Genomic DNA, 13,338 nt, shown 5'->3' with positions numbered 1-13,338 from the left:
GGTCTAGCGGGCTGGATGGAGACCGAACGCGCTCGTCGCCCATCGGCGCAGGGGGGCGCTCCATACATCCGGATCGATATGCAGTCCGCCGTGCTTCTGCCCCAGCAGGGCCGGTGTCGAAGGGAAGTCGATGTCCCATCCTCCAAGCCAGCGCTCCTTCGCCACGTCATAGACGGAGACAGAGACGACGTTGGTCACGATTTCGGAGGGGACGGTCAGGGGGCACGGCCGGGCGGACGCGACATGGGCGTCGAAATCTTCCTGGCTGGCCCATCGCTCGATCAACAATACCCGCCCGGGATCGAGGGGGTCGGGGCTGTAGGCGCAGGTCAGGCAGCCCTTGGCGGCGCGGGTCTCGCGAATGCGATCCAGCTGGTCGTGTATGAAGGCCTCCCGCCGCTCGGGGGCCACGTCGATCGTTCCGGTGACGATGACCATCGCAGGTCTCTGCTGGCTCGCGTGGGGCCGGACAGTTGCGTCCGGTCGAAGCATCCATGAAACCTCGAAACGGCAGTCCGAACCACCGGGCGAAACCCCTATTTCGGCGGGCATTTGCGAGGCGCCTTCCTGACATGGCCACGGCCCTGCGCATGCACGCAGGGCCGTCTCCACGGTTGGGCGGTGAGGCCCAATGTTCGGGGTCAGGGGTTCCGAACGCCCCCATTTGTCCCGGAAAGGCGGCGTCTGGGCATCGGGTATTGACCCGAAGAGACACGCGGCGAACCCCATGCTTTCCAAAACCTTGCAGCATTTGCCGCAGTGCTCGGTCGCTCGCGAAGTATCCACAATGTCGGAATGTAACAAGGATCAGGATTTGATCCAGAAATCATAAGGTGCGGACCTGATATCAAGCCTCAGGTCCTTTCGGTACGCCGGTAGTCTGCGAGCCATCTCGGCCTCGCGTGACGAGGACATGGCGATGACAAGATCAAGGAATGTATTCGCGGCGTTGATGGTGGCGGCAGCGGCATCCTGCGCCGTCGCTGGTGCGGCCTTTGCCCAGGAGCCCGCCGAGGTCGGAGGCGTGGTCACGTCGAACGATGGATCGACGGTTGTGATCAGGAATGCCGAAGGAGACCATCGGGTGAACCTGACGGGCTCCACCAGAATTCGCGGCACGACCGGCCTGCTGAACGTTCGCGGTGAGGACCACCCGGCCGCCGATCTCCTCCCCGGCCTTACGGTGTCAGTCGAAGGCGTGCGCGATGGGGCCGACCTGACCGCTGCAGAGGTCACGTTCAAGGAGGGCGATCTTCGCACCGCCCGCGCGATCGCCGGCGGACTGGTCGGAACCGAGGCGCGCGTAGCTGAAAATTCCGAGCGCATCGACAACATCGGCCAGCTGGTCCAGGCGGGCCGGACGAAGGTCTTCTTTGCGCTCGGCAGCGCCGAACTCTCTGCCGAAGGCCGCGCCAGTCTCGACGCGATCGCGGAACAGGCCCGCGGGCTCAACACCGCCTACCGCTTCGCCGTTGTCGGTCGGGCGGATCCGACGGGCAATGCGGCGGCCAACGAACGTCTGAGCCAGCGCCGGGCCCAGGCCGTCATCCGGTATCTGGAGCGGTCGGCCGGCATCACCCCGGACAAGTTCCTGCTGCCCGCCGCCCTCGGCTCGGCCCCCGTGGCGCATGATCCGGATGTTCCGCAGAACGACGCCGAAGCCCGCCGCGTGACGGTTACGCTCGCGGTAAGCGCCTCCGCCCGGCGGCCCTGAACGAACGAACCGGCTCCCGGCGCGCCCGGGAGCCGGGCTGGAGGACGCGGGCCTGAAGGCGCGCGTCCTCTTTTGCACTCCGGAGAGGCCGCGCTCGCGGCGTGGAGTCTCAGGTCCGTGGATCGCTTCCCGGCGTGTAGGATTTGAGCCGCTGATCGATCGGCGCATCGGGCGCGTCGTCCGCCGGCACGATCGGGGGCGCGGCCATGCGGTCGAGGGATTCCACGGCCCCGTCCCAGGGCAGGGCGCCCCGGCCGCGGATACGCTGATAGTTGGCGGCCGGATCATAGGGGATCAGGTCGGGATCGAGATCGGGCCCTTCCAGCCGCCCCATGGCGGCCAGCAGGTTCGCCTGGGCCACGTATTCGTTGCGCCGCGCGCTGACCAGGCCGATCTCGGCGTTGCGCAGTTCCAGTTCCTGATTGAGCACGTCCAGGGTGGTTCGAAGACCGACATCCGCCTCGTCCCGCACCCCGGCGACCGCGACGGTCCCCGCGCGCACCGACTCCCGGCCGGTGCCCAGCGCCGCCCGGGCCGACAGCGCCTGGGCGTAGGCCGAGCTGACCTGCTGGAGGGTATTGCGCCGTTCGCGTTCCACATTGATCTGTGCCGCGTTGGCGCGTTCGTAGGCTTCGGCGATCCGCGAACCGTTGAGGCCTCCGGTCGACAGGGGAACGGACAGGGTCGCCCCCGCCAGGAACTGGGTGTTGTCGATGATGTCGCCCAGCTGGTCGAAGTCGTCGTTTGCGCCGCCGTAGGACGCGGTCAGCCGGGCTGAGGGCATGTTCTCGGACTTGGCCGCCGCGACCGTGGCCTCGGCCGCCTGCAGCTGGTAGCCCGCCGCCCGGATCCCGGGATTGTCCAGGTTGGCGATATCAAGCGCCTGATCGAAGTCCGTCGGCATGCCGGGCAGCGGCGGCATGGGATCCAGCGCTCCCGGTGTCTGGCCCACGACCGCGGCATAGGCCGCGCGCGATATGCCCAGTTGTCCCTGCGCGTCGGTGAAGTCGGTTTCGGCCTGGCTCAGGCGGGCCTCGTTCTGGGCGACTTCGGTTCGCGTGAGCTCCCCGACCTCGAAACGGGATGTGGTGTCGTACAGCTGGCGGCGCAGGACCGTGACGTTGTCCTGCCGGATGCGCAGGATCTCCGTGTCGCGCAGGATGTCCGCATAGGCCTGGATTACCGAGGCCAGCACCTGCTGCTCGATGTCCCGCAGACTTTCCCGACCGGCCAGGATGGTCGCTTCGGCGACCCGGATGCTGTGGGTGATCCGTCCGCCGGAATACAGGATCTGCGACAGGCCGATGCTGACAGACGCACTGTCGCTGTCTTCGGACCCGAGCGGGGACTCGACCTTCGAATAGGCGCCGGCCACCGACACATCGACCCGGGGCCGCAGACCGGAGCGGGCCTGCACGATCAGCTCATCCAGCGCCCGCTGGTTGGCCCGCTGGTAAAGCAGCGACGGATTGGTCCGGTAGGCCAGCGCCAGCGCCTCGCGCAACGTATCCGCCCACGCCGGCGCGCCCGGGCCCGCTGTGATGGCCACCACGACGAGCGAGACCAGGGCGCGTGTGCGTATCCTCATGACCAGCGTCCCGAATGACAGCGGCCAGCGCCGCCCCGTGCGCCTCTGCGCGTTCCCCGCTCACGCCATGCGAAGGCCCGCGGCTTCAGGGGTTCTGCACCACCGTCGTCGTCGTCGCCGGGTCATCGACCGTGACGTAGACCACCGTGTCGCCCTCGTACTGCGGCTGGTAGTAGACCCCCCCGCAATAATAGTAGGACACGTAGTAGGGCGAGCAGCCGTAGGGCAGGGCGAACATGCGGGCGCCGATGCCGATGGCCGCGCCCACGGCGATGCCTCCGGCGATGGGGTGATCCCAATCCCAGCCGCCATCGCCCCAGCCGCCGTCAGCGTCGATGTTGATGTCGCCGGTATTGATCCGGTTGCCGCTGTTGCGGTCGCCCGTGTTGATCCGGTCGCCGCCGTTGATCCGGTCGCCTCCGTTGATCCGGTCCCCGCCGCTGTTGATGCGGTTGCCGCTGTTGTTGGCGCGGTCGCCGGAGCCGGGGCGGTTTCCTGCGCGATCGCCGGCTCCAGCGCGGTTACCCGCTCCAGCCGATCGGTCGCTTACGCCGGCGCCTCCGCCCCCCGGTCTCGTCGCCGCGCGATTGCCGGACGAGGCCGACCGCGAGCCCATGCTGCTGGATCGTGACCCCCCACTATGGGAGCGTGCGCTCATTCCGCCTCCGGAGAAGCCGCCGCGGGACGATGCGCCGATACTGGATCGGGCGCCGCCGCCTCCGCCGCGGCGTTGGGCTTCCGCCATCGTGGGGACGACCGTGGCGATGACGGTCACCATCATCAGCGCGGCGGCGTGGGCGACCTTGCGGGTTTTCATGACGCTTCTCACAGGGGTTCAACCGTCGCGATCCGGATCGGGATGGCGCCGGTGGGGGGAGTGAAGGTGAAGGTGTCCGCGGTAATCTGCGGGGGCTCATTCCACGTCAGCTGGCCTTCGTAGCGGGGCAGCGAGGTCTGGGCGCGGTCGATGATGACGATCCTGCGGGGCAGGGGCTTGTCGCCGCGCTGGATCCAGATCTGCCAGTCGACCGACCCTTCCCGGAAGGCCAGGTGATCGCAGTCGACCCCGTCGATCCGGGTTACGCCGATGACCGAGGCGGTTTCCGGTCCCGGACGGGTGTGCTGGCTCAGATCGGTCCAGGCGAACAGGTCCTGCAGGGGGATGGCGAGGCCATACTTCTCTTCCGCGAGGTCGAGCGCCTCGCGCGCCGTGGGCGGGGCGTCGACCGTGGCGTAGACGCCGCGTTCCGGAGCGAACAGGGTCATCTGCTTGCCGTCGTAGATGAGCTGTCGCACGCGATGGTCGGTGGCGACTTCCACCCTGAACCCGTCAGGGCGCCGGACGAGGTAGCGGTTGACCCCGTCGATCTGCACCTTCTGGTCGTCTGCGGTGACAAGATCCTGGCTGGTGCGCGCTACGATCTCGAAGCTGGTGAGGGTTTTCAGGTAGTTGCTCATGCGCTCGAGAGTCTCGAGGGCCGCCGGCTCGACCGCCACGTCGGGCGCTGATGGCGCGGCCTCCGTCGGCGGGGGTGCTGTCTGGGCCGCCGCCAGGGGCGCGGCGGCGACGGACGCCAACGCAAGCACCAGGCTGGCGCCGAGGGTCAGACGAAGCGGACTCATGCCGTGATCTCCAACGCTGTATTGGCGCGCTGCAATGCGGCCGTTGGAGAGGCTCCACCTTTCAGCGAACAAACCAAATCGGGCGAAACCCCGAAGGATTTTGCGCGGGGCGCCTAGGCCCGCGGATGGGGAAGAAGCGTTGCAGGCGCTGGCCGTCAGCCCTCATGGAGCCGATCGGCCACAGGGTCCTGACCGGACGCCAAAGCGGGCGTCCGGCGCGCGCCCGAGGTCAGGCCTGGATGAGGTTCTGTTTGATCGCGAAGCGCACGAACTCGGCGGCCGTGCGTACACCCGCCTTCCTCATCGCCGCGGCGCGGTGGCATTCCACGGTCTTGATGCTGCGAACCAGTTTGCGGGCGATCTGCTTGTTGGAATTGCCCTCGGCGATCAGCTGCGCCACCTCAAGCTCGCGCATCGTGAAGCTCTCCAGACGCGAGCGCTTGCGGTCGTTGACCGCCGCGTCGAGCAGGAACTCCGAGACCGCGGACGAGAAATAGGTGCGCCTCGCGCCCAGTGAGGAGATCGCGGCTTCAAGACTGGCCGCACTGTCGGTCTTGAGGAGGTAGCCGCGCGCGCCGGCGCTCAGGCCGCCGCTGATCGTGTCGTCCTCGTCGTGCATCGTATAGAGGAGGACGCTGGCGCCCGGGAGATCCTGGTGCAGTCTGCGCGTGACACCAACGCCGTTCATGGTCGGCAGCGACACGTCCATGACAACAACGTCCGGCCGCTCCTTCATTGCAAGATCGAGGGCTGCCTGGCCGTCGTCGGCTTCGCCGCAAACCTCCCAGCCGGGGTGGCACTCCACGACGTTTCTGACGCCCCGTCGAATCAGCTCATGGTCGTCCGCAATCAACACGCGCAGCATGACAGCCCCCCAGCTAAAGAGTTCGTTTCAACCCTGAACAAACCCTATCAGACAACCAGAGAAACCCGCTCAAATAAAACGTCTGTTTTTTACTCAGCAAAAACCCTGAGAAGTACGCTGATATTGTAACGCTCTCGGGTTAATGGTCGATTTACTATGATCATTCGATCATAGATAAGAGTAGTTTCGATGCCGGGATTGCGAAGCTATCTCATTTTTTGCTCCGGGTGGCTAGGGAGTCACTGAGCCCCATTCAGGCCTGGACCTGATTTTTTCACTTCCAGGAGTTCGTAGGTTGCCCGCTACCGCTCCGGCTGGAGGGCGCATGCTGCGAATTTTGATCGCGGACGAAAACGAAATCGTACGCCTTGGCGTGCGCCACGTCATCGAAGGGCACGACGGCTGGGAAGTCTGCGGCGAGGCTGCGGATGGTCAGTCCGCCCTCGATATGGCCATTCGCGAACGTCCGGACATCGCGATTTTCGACATCTCCCTGCCGGGGCTGGGCGGCATCCTGCTGACCCGGCGACTGCGTAGCGTGCTGCCCGCCACGCGCGTTCTGATATTCACCATGACGAGCGACGACGAGACCGTCAGCAATTGTCTGGTGGCCGGCGCCCGCGGCTATCTCCTCAAGTCAGAGACCTGCCCCCATCTGGAGGCGGCCCTCGCGGCGCTGGCTGTCGGGAAACCCTATTTCTCGCCGGTGGTCGCGGAACTGCTGCTGGAAGCCGCGGTGAACGATCGCAAGCGGTCGAGTCTCGAGGCGTTCACCCCGCGGGAACTCCAGATCGCCCAGTTGATCGCTGAGGGCGCCTCCAACCGGGACGTGGCGAGCCTGCTCGACATCGCGGTCAAGACGGTCGAGAGCCATCGTGCGTCGGCCATGCGCAAGGCCGGGGTGCGGACTGCCGGCCAGTTCGTCCGCTTCGCTATCCGGAACAACCTTATCCAGGCCTGAGCGGATCGGCCTGAGCTTGGCTGTCCGGCCCTTCGGGCTGAACGGCTTAAGGAATCCTCCGGGTTTGTTGAGACTCGATCGGGGCTGTTCGGGGGGCGCCTAGGGCATGAGCCTGATGTGCGGACGGGTCCCGTTCTTCTAGATTGGGGCTGCTCAGCAAGAGGCCTTGGGACTTGTCGAGCTCAGCGGGCCACCTACCCGCCGACAACGGCCCCGCGCTTGCGCCCCCCCGACAGCGCGGGGCCACCTTGGCCTCAGGGACCAGGACCCCGGGACCTCAACGGCGCTATTTGAGAGGGTGAAACTCGTCGCCCCTTTTTCCGATTTCTCGCTGCACAGCGGCGAGCAGGGCGGCCGTGGAGAGTCCGAACATCATGACCCCGCTGGCGGCCTGGAAGGGAGCGAGAAATCGCAGCCGGCCTGTGAGCAGGACATCACCGTATCCCAATGTCGTGAAGGTGACGCCCGAGAAATAGGCGGCGGTTTCGAAGTCGTCGAGCAGGCCGGTCACACGATACAGCACAGCCCAGATCAGGATCTGGATCATGGTGCCCACCATCAGACAGCCCATCAGGGTCGACAGCTGGATGAACGCCACGTGCGACGGGCTCCGGCCCTTGTCGCGGGTCCCCACCCAGGCAAAGTACCGCACGGCATAGGTCAGCGTCGACGCCTGCAGGGCCAGACATGCAGACATCGCCAGAAGCCCCATGACGATGCTGATGATCATGACGGGGCGCTCTCCGTGTCGATCGACGACGGGACCTGCTGTCCCCGGAGCCACTCCATGAACAGCATATAGGCGACGGCCAGCAGAACCGGCCCGATAAACAGGCCGAGCAGGCCGTCCACCACCATGCCGCCGATGACGCCGATCAGGATCACCGGCATCGGCACCTCCGATCCGCGCCCCAGCAGCAATGGCTTGAGGAAGTTGTCGCTGAGTCCGGCGACGAAGGTCCAGACCCCGAAGATCAGGGCCGGCGTGAGCGGCTCCTTCATGAACACATAGACGATGATGGGCAGGCTCACGATGACGGCCGGCACCTGCACGATCCCCAGCAGGAAAACGACAAGCGTCACAAGGATCGCGCCCGGCAGGCCAATCAGGAAGAAGCCGACGCCGAGCAGCGCCGCCTGGATGGCCGCCACGCCGACAATGCCGAGCGCGACGCCCCTGATCGTTGAAACCGTTAGGCCGACGAGACGGCTTCCCTGGTCGGCGCTGCGGGTGAGGATCTGCGCGAGACGTCGGGTGAAACGGGTGACGCTTTCGCCATAGGCGACCAGGATGGTCCCGATTACGAACGACAGGATGAAGGCCAGTTCCGCCGTCGCCATCTTGCCGGCGAAGGCCACCAGAGAGGCGGTGAACGAACGCACGGTCGATCGATGCTGGGCGAGCGTCGCCGGAACGTTTTCCGCCGCTGTGGCCCAGGAAGCCGACATCCGCTCGCCGACAAACGGCAGCTCCGCAAGGCCCGGGGGCGGCGGCGGGAGGGTGAGGGTGTGGTTCTGCAGGTCCGTGATGAGCGAAGAGATGGCGGCGGACAAAGACGCTGTGAGCATGACCATGGGCGCGACCGCCAGAACCACGCCCGCGATGCCGATAAGCCATGCCGACCATGTCTTGCCGATCCTGCGGGCCAGCCAGAGGTGCAGCGGATACAGCAGCACGGCCAGAACGGCCGCCCACGCAAGAATGCCGACGAAGGGCGCGATGACGCGCGCGCAAGCAAAGACGAGCAGCGCCAACAGGCCCAGCTGCATGAGCTGAAGCACGCCAAGGCGCGTTCGCGCGGACGGGTCTGTTTGTGAAGACGCTATGGTCATGCGGGTCTCCCGATCCAGAGGCGGGTTGCGCCAGCGGGGCGGATGGACGTCCCGCCTGACGGGATAAGCGCCCGGACGAAACCGCGCCCTCCGCAAGGGCGAGCGCCAACCCTATGAGGCCGATGTCGGGACGGCATCAGGCCTAGCCCGTAGGCAACGGTCGAAATGGCCTTACGCAAACCTTGGCGAACCGGGGATGAAACGCCTGCTGACGGGTGTTGTCCGGGTCGCCGTCGCCGATCGTCAGCGTCGCGTTCCGGGAAGCCTCCGCTAGGGGTTCGACCCGATGGCAGGCGCGGTGCAGGGCCCGAATACTGTCTCCAGCATCACAGGAGAGCTCGATGTCGAATCATGTGGGGAATCAGGGCGTGCTGTTGGCCGCTCTGGCGGTCGTGGGCGTCGCCTCCCTTGCCGCAACGCCCGCCAGCGCCCAGGCGCTGGACGAGCGGTTCTGGCTGGAAGGCTCCGGGTATTTCCCCGGTATCGAAACCAAGATCAACGTGTCCCGCCCTGGCCAACCGGGCACGGACATCGATGCCGAGAACGACCTTGGCATGGAAGACACGGACACCCTGCCGGCGGTTTACGCCGGATGGAGGATGAGCCCGCGGTGGATTCTCACGGGTGAGTTCTACGCCCTCGATCGGGAAGCCAATGTCACATTGGGGCGGACCATTGAGTTCGACGGCTCCACCTATCCAATCGGGGTCAGTGTCGATTCCAGGATTGCCTCGGACGTGTACCGGGCGACGGTCGGATACTCGTTTATTCGCAACGACTATAGCGAGCTGGGCGCGTCGATCGGTTTGCATGCCACCGACTTCGATATCGAACTGACCGGCGAGGCCCAGATCGGACCTGCCGTCCGCCAGGTCGTCACCCGCAACCGGACCTTCCTTGCTCCCATGCCGACCATCGGAGTCTACGGAACCTATGAGATTTCGCCGAAGGTGATCCTCAACGGTCGCGTGGATTTCCTGTCGCTGGAAGTCGACGAATACGGCGGCGGCATCACCAATGTGCAGGCGTCGGCAGCCTATCGGTTCAGCCGGAATTTCTCCGCCGGACTGGCCTGGCGATATGTCGCCTACGATCTGCAGGTCGAGAAGACCGAATACAACGCCGACATCGATTACAATTTCAACGGTCCGTCGATTTTCGCCCGCATCAGCTTCTAGGGCTCCGAGACTGTCATGCGCCGGAAGTCGGGCCCGGTCGCCGCCGGGTCCGACCTTGCCCGTTATGATGGCTGTCTGACCGCCGCCTGGGGCGCGCGTACGGCATCCTCCGGCGCATAGCCCGGAGGGTATTTGTCCCAGGCATAGCCGCTCGCCGCCATGGCCCGCCCGCGTTCGAACAGGGCGGTCATGTACCGGCTGTCGAACTCGCTGTTTTTCACCACGGTGAAGTCACGCGGGATGTAGGCGAGGTTGTAGTCGATGCCGTCGCGGCGGGATGTCAGGAACATGCGGTTCAGGTCGCCGACGCCCTGCGCCTGGATGAGGGCAGAAACCGACCGGTTGACGATGCTCATGAGCCGGCGATCAACGCTGGCCCAGTCTGGGTCCAGACGCGAGTTGCGGATGATGTAGAGATGCCGGTCCCGGATCAGTCCCGCATCCCTCGACAGGTCTCCGACGTGAACCGTGGGGGGGTACAGGAAGACCTGGCGGCTGGCGCCGCCGTCGACGTGCATCTCCTGATATCGCTGACCGTCGACCGTGACGTCGATCATGATCGGCGGAAAGGCGCCGGGGATGGCGGCCGAGGCCAGTGTGATCTGCCGGAACAGCTCAAGCGCGGCCGGATCCCGGCTGGTCGCGATGGCGCCCATGTTCCAGTAGACGGCCTCGCGCGCATCGAGATTGGTCGTGCCGATGAACAGGATGCGCCCCTTGGCGTATTCGGCGGCGATCCGGTCGAGCAGGTCGCGGGTGACATACCGGCTGACCATTTCCGCCATCGGCGCGGTGTCGGCCATGGCGTCGCTGAACATCAGCGCCGTGATGTCGCGCTTCTTGAAAATGTTGTCATCCGTCACCTGGGTATAGGTTTCCCGCAGGATGGGGTCGTAGTCAGATCCGAGGAAGGCGAACGGCGCGATCAGGGCGCCGGTGCTGATGCCGGTGACGTATTTGAAGGTCGGGCGCGTTCCGGCCTCGGTCCATCCGACAAGCAGTCCGGCGCCGAAGGCCCCGTCGCCGCCGCCGCCGGACACCGCCAGATAGGATACGGGCGGGAAGGGCGTGCCGGGCGGCAAGCTTGCGCGTGCAGCACGCTCCTTCTCGACGGCGGCGGCCATGATCCGCACGAAGGTTTCCGGGTCCCTGTCAGGGAAGAACCGGGCATCGGGGATTGAGGTCATCGCCCGCGCGGTATCGACGCTGGGCACCGCCTCCAGACGTTGCGGCGTGGCGCAGGCGGACAGGACCAACTGGAGCGCCGCCGTCGCGGCGAGAGCTGCGCCGGCCCGTGATGGCGGGGATTTGCCCATTGTGAGATGTCGCAAGGTAATCCTCCCGCTTGGAGCCCCGCACTCTCGCCGTGACGGACGGGCGCCGCCATCAGGAAAAACCCTCAGGACGGGGGTGGGGCGAACTCGGGACTCAGCCCTGAACGGGCGCGGGGTTCGCCGGCCCCGGGTCGATCCGGCGAAGCGGCGACACGATCAGGAGGGCGGCGGACGCATAAACCGTAGCGACGAGGATATGGAGAATGCGCTGGAGATAGGACATCTCCGACCCTCCGTGTTCGGGGGTGATGGCGAGCCCGAGAATCAGGATGAAGGTTCCGGCCCCTATGCGGAAGAAGTCGTTGGACAGGCCGCCGCGCGCCAGTCCGCGGGCGAACCACAGGATCGCCAGAAAGACCGTCAGCAGGAAGAAGACAAGCGAGTCCGCGAGGTAGACGAGCTGCTGGGCTCCGACGGCCAGCAACCCGCCGAGGAAGTTGCCGAAGAGCATATTCCGGCCGGTAATCCGGCTGCGCGAGGGTTCGAGATCGCTAAGAATATTGATCGTCATCATCAGCATGACGAAGTTGTGGAAGGCGGAATACAGCAGGAGGTTCAGCAGAAGCGGAAGCAGCACCAGCATGTCGGCGAGGGCGATACGCGCGGCGGCGCCCGGCGGCAGACCCGGCGGCGGGACGGGTGCGACCTGCACTGGAAGCGGCAGGGCCGGCACAAGCAGGTGGCTGAGAAACAGCGTCACCGCCAGGACGACGGTGCTCTCCTGAAGGACGTCGACGATGCCGTGCGCCATGTCGAGCGAGACCGTTCCGTAGAGAGGAACGATGCAGAAGGCGATCTGCAGAAGCAGCACAATGACGCCCGGCGCTCCACGTCGCTTTGCGTAGTAGGTGAAGAAGAGCACGAGGGTGATGATGAGCAGCTCCACCAGCGGAGCGTCAGCGAACAGCGAAACCATGAGCATGGCGGCGGTCGTTCCGATCCACATCACGACCGGCATGAGAACGCCCTGAAGGAGGCTGGGGAACGTCGGCATCGAGGGAAGCGTCTTCACAACCAGCAACGGCGCGAAGAAGCTGAGCGGCAGGTCGAATATGAGGGAGAGGGCGAAGGCCAGGGTCGCCCCGACCGCCATCCGCAGTATGAAGCGGTCGGTCGTGGTGAAACCCGTCCTCGCCGCTCCGATATCGCCTGGCTGGGCGGCCGTCATGTCAGTTCAGGTAGGCGAGCCACGACACCAGCCAGATCCACAGGCGGCCGATGAAGTCTGTCAGCCCGTTCTGTCCGGTGTAGACGATGACGCTCGCCTGCGATCCGACGCGGACGTCCGCGGGGCGCTTCGCGGGATCGAGCCGGATGCGCACCACGAACCGCTGGGGATCACGCACCCATCCGCTGTCGTTGGTGACGGTGGGGAGGCCGGTCTGCGGGTCCGTGTCACGGTTGTCGATGCCCCACCCGACGCTGTCGACCTTGCCGGGATAGACACGGCCCGGCCGCACATCCAGCACGAGGCTTACGGGGTCGCCGACCTTGATGTGTTCGAGCGAGTTTTCCCTGAACTCGGCCTCGATCCAGACGGCGTCGTTTTCCACGAACGTCATGACCGCCTGGCCGCCGGCGGCAAACCGGCCAGGAGCCAGCTGAAGATTGGTGACCCTGCCGTTCGAGGGCGCCCGCACGACCGTGTCAGCCATATCCCGGCGGGCGGAGCTCAGCGCGGCCTGGGCCTGACGGATCTGGGGGTTGTCGGCGCCTGTGGGGCCGAGGCTCTGGCGGGCCTGCTCGAGCTCCGCCCTGCTGCGCGCGACGTCGGCGATGGCGTTGCGCACGCTGGCTCTGGAGTCGTCGCCGCGGCTGGCGCTGCTGACGCCCCGTCTGACGAGTTCGAAGACACGCTCGCTTTGTGCTCGCGCATTGACCAGGGTCGCCTCGGACGCCGCGAGACGGGCTTCGGCCGCGACGACATTCGCCGTGGATGCTCCAACGGACTGGCCAGCGTTGGAAAGCTGCGCCTGCGCCGCCTGGACCGCGATCTCGTATCGCTCGTTGTCGATCGTGAACAGGACGTCCCCGGCCCGGACCAGCTGATTGTCCCGCACGCCGATATGGGTGACGCGGCCGCTCACGTCGGGGGCGATCATGATGACGCTGGACTGGACGGCGCTCTGGTCGGTGTAAGGCGTCGATCGATCGGCGAAGAGGCCGTAGACGAAGATGACGATCGCCGTGAGAAGCACGATCACCGTCACCTTGCGCATGGGGCTCACCGGCGGACGCGGCG

The 13,338-nt window shown here is 66.0% G+C and carries 14 protein-coding genes; 3 read left to right on the top strand and 11 right to left on the bottom strand.

Annotated features, from left to right (window positions below; all coding sequences use genetic code 11):
- Positions 1 to 3 precede the first annotated feature (3 nt).
- Both ASD25_RS31080 and ASD25_RS31075 read right to left on the bottom strand, forming a co-directional pair.
- The gene (locus ASD25_RS31080; RefSeq protein ID WP_056621156.1) at positions 4 to 438 is read right to left on the bottom strand and encodes a putative quinol monooxygenase; all 435 of its coding nucleotides are present in this window, start codon (positions 436 to 438) and stop codon (positions 4 to 6) included.
- A gap of 369 nt (positions 439 to 807) precedes the next feature.
- Positions 808 to 1,032, bottom strand: a complete 225-nt coding sequence (locus ASD25_RS31075) for a hypothetical protein (protein ID WP_162252101.1) — start codon at positions 1,030 to 1,032, stop codon at positions 808 to 810.
- 52 nt (positions 1,033 to 1,084) lie between these two features.
- On the opposite strand from ASD25_RS31075, the gene ASD25_RS23950 reads away from it, so the two are divergent.
- Positions 1,085 to 1,714 (top strand): OmpA family protein, encoded by a 630-nt coding sequence (locus ASD25_RS23950; RefSeq protein ID WP_162252100.1) that lies wholly within the window; start codon positions 1,085 to 1,087, stop codon positions 1,712 to 1,714.
- A gap of 109 nt (positions 1,715 to 1,823) precedes the next feature.
- On the opposite strand, the gene ASD25_RS23945 is transcribed toward ASD25_RS23950, so the two are convergent.
- The 4 genes from ASD25_RS23945 to ASD25_RS23930 form a co-directional block, all read right to left on the bottom strand.
- Positions 1,824 to 3,302 carry a TolC family outer membrane protein gene (locus tag ASD25_RS23945; protein WP_056621153.1) on the bottom strand — a complete coding sequence of 493 codons (1,479 nt, stop codon included), beginning with the start codon at positions 3,300 to 3,302 and terminating at the stop codon, positions 1,824 to 1,826.
- 85 nt (positions 3,303 to 3,387) lie between these two features.
- Entirely contained in the window at positions 3,388 to 4,119 is a 732-nt protein-coding gene (locus tag ASD25_RS23940) for a hypothetical protein (protein ID WP_056621152.1), read from the bottom strand.
- An 8-nt stretch (positions 4,120 to 4,127) separates the two neighbouring features.
- The gene (locus ASD25_RS23935; RefSeq protein ID WP_056621151.1) at positions 4,128 to 4,925 is read right to left on the bottom strand and encodes a DUF2092 domain-containing protein; all 798 of its coding nucleotides are present in this window, start codon (positions 4,923 to 4,925) and stop codon (positions 4,128 to 4,130) included.
- 229 nt (positions 4,926 to 5,154) lie between these two features.
- Entirely contained in the window at positions 5,155 to 5,790 is a 636-nt protein-coding gene (locus ASD25_RS23930; RefSeq protein WP_056621146.1) for a response regulator transcription factor, read from the bottom strand.
- A 325-nt stretch (positions 5,791 to 6,115) separates the two neighbouring features.
- Between ASD25_RS23930 and ASD25_RS23925 the strand changes: the two genes are divergently transcribed.
- Complete coding sequence (locus ASD25_RS23925) at positions 6,116 to 6,751, top strand: response regulator transcription factor (protein WP_056621144.1); 636 nt, start codon at positions 6,116 to 6,118, stop codon at positions 6,749 to 6,751.
- Between the two features lie 286 nt (positions 6,752 to 7,037).
- Here the strand turns inward: ASD25_RS23925 and ASD25_RS23920 are convergent, their stop codons facing one another.
- A complete protein-coding gene (locus tag ASD25_RS23920) occupies positions 7,038 to 7,481 on the bottom strand; it encodes a potassium channel family protein (RefSeq protein WP_056621142.1) in 444 nt (147 codons plus the stop codon).
- Positions 7,478 to 8,521 (bottom strand): AI-2E family transporter, encoded by a 1,044-nt coding sequence (locus ASD25_RS23915; protein ID WP_200943707.1) that lies wholly within the window; start codon positions 8,519 to 8,521, stop codon positions 7,478 to 7,480. The genes ASD25_RS23920 and ASD25_RS23915 overlap by 4 nt, the downstream gene beginning before the upstream one ends.
- 404 nt (positions 8,522 to 8,925) lie before the next feature.
- Here ASD25_RS23915 and ASD25_RS23910 point away from each other — a divergent pair, with 404 nt between their 5' ends.
- Positions 8,926 to 9,762 carry a hypothetical protein gene (locus ASD25_RS23910; protein WP_056621140.1) on the top strand — a complete coding sequence of 279 codons (837 nt, stop codon included), beginning with the start codon at positions 8,926 to 8,928 and terminating at the stop codon, positions 9,760 to 9,762.
- 62 nt (positions 9,763 to 9,824) lie between these two features.
- Here the strand turns inward: ASD25_RS23910 and ASD25_RS23905 are convergent, their stop codons facing one another.
- From ASD25_RS23905 to ASD25_RS23895, 3 genes are all read right to left on the bottom strand, one after another.
- Positions 9,825 to 11,093, bottom strand: a complete 1,269-nt coding sequence (locus ASD25_RS23905; protein ID WP_200943706.1) for a patatin-like phospholipase family protein — start codon at positions 11,091 to 11,093, stop codon at positions 9,825 to 9,827.
- Between the two features lie 97 nt (positions 11,094 to 11,190).
- Positions 11,191 to 12,264, bottom strand: a complete 1,074-nt coding sequence (locus ASD25_RS23900) for a DUF2955 domain-containing protein (protein ID WP_056621136.1) — start codon at positions 12,262 to 12,264, stop codon at positions 11,191 to 11,193.
- A gap of 1 nt (position 12,265) precedes the next feature.
- Positions 12,266 to 13,315 (bottom strand): HlyD family secretion protein, encoded by a 1,050-nt coding sequence (locus tag ASD25_RS23895; protein ID WP_162252099.1) that lies wholly within the window; start codon positions 13,313 to 13,315, stop codon positions 12,266 to 12,268.
- Between the last annotated feature and the right edge of the window lie 23 nt (positions 13,316 to 13,338).

It is taken from the genome of Brevundimonas sp. Root1423, from assembly GCF_001426805.1.
The sequence above is the reverse complement of the archived record's forward strand: the minus strand, read 5'-3'. Positions and strand labels throughout refer to the sequence as shown.